Origin of the sequence: Bacillus sp. 7884-1, from assembly GCF_002272245.1 — a bacterium.
In the GTDB taxonomy this organism is placed as follows: Bacteria; Bacillota; Bacilli; order Bacillales; family Cytobacillaceae; genus Neobacillus.
On record NZ_NPDD01000259.1, the window covers coordinates 1 to 3,713 of the forward strand.

Annotated in this window: 4 protein-coding genes and 1 pseudogene; 1 reads left to right on the forward strand and 4 read right to left on the reverse strand. The window is 38.1% G+C overall.

Annotated features, from left to right (window positions below):
* Together CHI06_RS26985 and CHI06_RS26990 are read right to left on the reverse strand one after the other, a co-directional pair.
* Window positions 1-1,270, reverse strand: a 1,270-nt coding sequence (locus CHI06_RS26985) for a dipeptidase (protein ID WP_095251728.1), incomplete at its 3' end; no start/stop codon positions are given.
* A gap of 102 nt (window positions 1,271-1,372) precedes the next feature.
* Window positions 1,373-2,305, reverse strand: coding sequence for a DUF7916 family protein (locus CHI06_RS26990; RefSeq protein WP_095251729.1), 933 nt, complete (start codon window positions 2,303-2,305; stop codon window positions 1,373-1,375).
* A gap of 351 nt (window positions 2,306-2,656) precedes the next feature.
* Between CHI06_RS26990 and CHI06_RS26995 the strand changes: the two genes are divergently transcribed.
* Entirely contained in the window at window positions 2,657-3,214 is a 558-nt protein-coding gene (locus CHI06_RS26995) for a hypothetical protein (protein WP_095251730.1), read from the forward strand.
* Window positions 3,215-3,283: 69 nt separating this feature from the next.
* On the opposite strand, the gene CHI06_RS30095 is transcribed toward CHI06_RS26995, so the two are convergent.
* A complete protein-coding gene (locus CHI06_RS30095) occupies window positions 3,284-3,481 on the reverse strand; it encodes a hypothetical protein (protein ID WP_179292798.1) in 198 nt (65 codons plus the stop codon).
* A gap of 35 nt (window positions 3,482-3,516) precedes the next feature.
* Window positions 3,517-3,713, reverse strand: a pseudogene (locus CHI06_RS30270) (hypothetical protein); the annotation flags it as partial.

The window sequence follows — 3,713 nt, forward strand, 5'->3', positions numbered from 1 at the left end:
CTGGCAACCCGAATCCCATTAAGACTACAGGAGAATTTAGGGTATGGTTGAAATCCGATACAATCGGAATGGAACCCCCTTCTCTTTTATAAACAGGTGCTTTTCCATAAATCGTTTCATAGGCTTCAGCCGCTTTTTGAATCATTGGATCATCAATTGGTGTTAAGAATGGATTTCCAGTATCTTGGAGTGTCACTTTTACCGTGCATCCTTTTGGTACTTTTTCTTCTAAATGCTTTTTGATTAAGCCCTGGATTTTTTCTGGGTTTTGATTATTGACTAGGCGGCAGGTGATTTTGGCATGTGCCTCGTTCGGAATGACGGTTTTTGTACCTTCCCCCTGAAATCCGCCCCATATGCCGTTTAATTCTAATGTTGGTCGAGAACTGATTTTCTCAGGATAGGGATAATTTGTTTCCCCTCCTGTTAATTCCGTTAAGCCTAACTGTTTTTTTAGCTTTTCTTCATCAAAGCCCAGTGCTTTAATTTGTTCCTTCTCAAATTCTGTCAATTCTAGAACATCATCATAGAACTGATCCACATTTACCTTTCCGTTTGCATCATGAAGAGTAGAAAGCAGCTGCACTAATAAATGGTTAGCGTTCTGGACTCCCCCGCCGAACATGCCGGAATGCAAATCCGTATTCGCCGTTTTAAGGGAAACCTCGAGCGCACACAGACCTCTTAAGGAATACGTAATCGCAGGAACTCCTCTATCCCACATATCCGAATCGGATATGACCACCACATCACATGCTAGTTTTTCTTTATTATCGGATAGAAACTGTGGAAGATGAGGACTTCCAATTTCTTCTTCACCTTCGATGCAGAATTTTAGGTTTACCGGTAATTTATTTTCTACTTTCAGTAGTGATTCGACCGCTTTAATATGTAAGAACGTCTGCCCTTTGTCGTCTGTTGCCCCTCTCGCATAGATTTTTTCATCACGAATGTCTGGTTCAAACGGTGGGGTCTCCCATAAGTGAATCGGGTCAACAGGCTGTACGTCATAATGACCGTATACTAAAACAGTCGGCGCATTTTCCTGATGAAGCCAGTCTGCATAAATAATCGGATGACCTTTTGTTTGTACGATTTCAACGTGTTCCATTCCAATGTTAGTTAACTTATTGGCGATCCAGGAAGCTGCTTTTTGGATGTCCTCTTTATGCTCAGATAAGGAACTTATGCTTGGAATACGAAGTAATTCTTTTAATTCCTCAACACTTTGATGATGATGCTTGGATACAAAATCAGATAATTGACTCATATTCTCACCTATTCTTATTTATTTACAATTCTATTTTACACAAAAATCAGGAAGATAATAGAAAAATCCCCTTCTAAAATAGAAAGGGATCATATTTCGATATTATCTTAAGGCAGAGGCGGCCATTCTTATATATGTATGTCTTTTACCTCTTACCGTAATCGAAAGGGTTTGTATATTTTCAGGTAGTGCCATACCAGAATACCCAGCATCCCCGATATGAAAAATATCTACTCCAGCCCTTTTAGAGCTCAAAGCGATTGCGCGGATTGTTTCTTCATCTGCTCCTTCTTGGCTGGTGCCAATTGCCGCAAGGGTTAATGCCCCTTTACTTTTCACGTTTTCTATGGCATGTGCCAGCGTTTCCTCACGAACACCAGGGACTGTTCCTGGAGCGGGGAAAAGAATGACATCTGCCCCTGCTTCTGCAAAGCGAGAAAATGCATCTAAATCAAACACGTTTCCTGCCGTGCCAGCATTATGCATTTTGCCTGCTATGATAAGCCCTCCAAAATGTTTATTCGCCAATGTAATAGCCTGTTCAATTTTCTCATTGGTTACCCCTGATTTTGGGTTACCAGTTAAGCAAATAAAATCACCTCCCAATTGCTTTGCCATCGCTAGTGAATTTTCAGTAGCTGTACGTCCTTCAGGCAATGAATGCAATTTTTCTAAGGAATTAGCATTCGGATCGACAGGTTCAAGATTAATGCCGACTGGCAGGCCAGTTAGTTCTTTTATTTTTTGTATTATTTTTTCATCTGCTTCACTGCCTGCAGCATTTGGTTGGAAAATGCTGTATGACTCAATACCATTTACAACAGGGTTGAAACAATCGAACAGGTTCAGTAAAATCATATCCGCTCCGAATGCCTTCATGACTTCCGGGTTGGATACCTCTGGAAGTAAAGGTTGCGACGTCACTACCGTTTCAGCCATTATCGTTCTTCCTTCTGCTGCACGAATTGCCTGCTTTAATTCTTTTCTACCCATTTGCCGAAAATCAGAACCTCTACAATCTAATATCCTTTTCATCTCAATCACCTCTTTTATATATTCTCCATTATGCTATCTAAGTGTTTCTTCAGAAGAAAGATTCCTCAATTTCTTTTTGCAAATATCGGAAAAAGTGTAAACGGTAGCAGCATTTCATTTGTACTTGTAAAATCATCTAATTCTTAAAATTCTATTTGTCTCTATTGCAGAAAAAAACTAAATTGCCAATAATCCACTAAAGAAACAATATAAGAAATAAAATATAATGATAATCCAGCCAAGAAATATGAAAACACAAAATCAATGTTAGAAACCAACACAACATGAAACGTAATGTTACTTTGTTAGATAGATTAACGCATTGATCCATAATACAAAGAAGATAGGGAGATGTTTATTATATCAACATTGGTTCTTATCATTTTTACGATTATACTTGGAATGTATATAAATAAGCGAATTAAGAAAAAGAAAAAAGTAGGTAAGCAATTTTTGTTAGGTTTTCTAGTGTGGGTTGCCTTTTTATCATATTACAATGTAAACCCCGCCCATGAAGTAGCAGACGCCAAGGAAGTTGAGGAAAAAAAGGACAAGCCCGTGGAGATAAAGGAGAAGCCTGTTGACCCTACGGCAAGCTATTTAAAAACCTTGCAAGAAGGTTTGGCAGGAGGTTATACAGTAACCTATAACAAAGATTTAAAAGCATTTGAAATAACCCCCGTAGATAAAGAGGCGTTTAATCACATGCTTTATCAAATAGAACAACAGGCAGACGTAGAGAGCATAAGACAATGGAATCATATCACTTATTCATTAGAGGACATGTCAGAAACAACAAAAGGCTATCAAATTGTTTTTGTTAACCCAATGAACACTGACAATTTTTTATTAATAGCCAGCGACGGAAAAATAACGTATAACTTTTTGAATGAACTAATGGGGTTATAAAGAAGACTAGCTGCATTTGCTAGTCTTTTTTCGTTTGCCTAATATGATTTAAGACGACAATAATTTAATTTATCGAATTGGCATGGCAGCATGAGGGGAAATAAAAATTGCAGGTGTATTAATATTAACATAAGATTTTATCATCACCTTAGTTACCTTTATTATCTTTTCTTTAAATTTTTTACGACTCATAAATAATTTGTGCACTTTCCCAACCAGCGTTGTGAATCCTGCAAGGCTAGCGCCAAAACCGAGCAAGCCTTTCACAACGATCCGCTGGGTTAAATGATTTTCTTTCTGGTTTAATGAAACGAACTGTAAAGGAATAGAACTTTCCAACCGCTGTGTTGTACATAACAAATACCATTCAGTTTGGTTAAATTTCTGTAACCGTTTCTTGTTTCGAGCGGATCGTACGTCCAGTGCAACTTGTCATAGCCTTTTAAGAACAAAGTGCCACTGTCAATAGTCGAAATTGGTAACATTCGACAAGTGACAG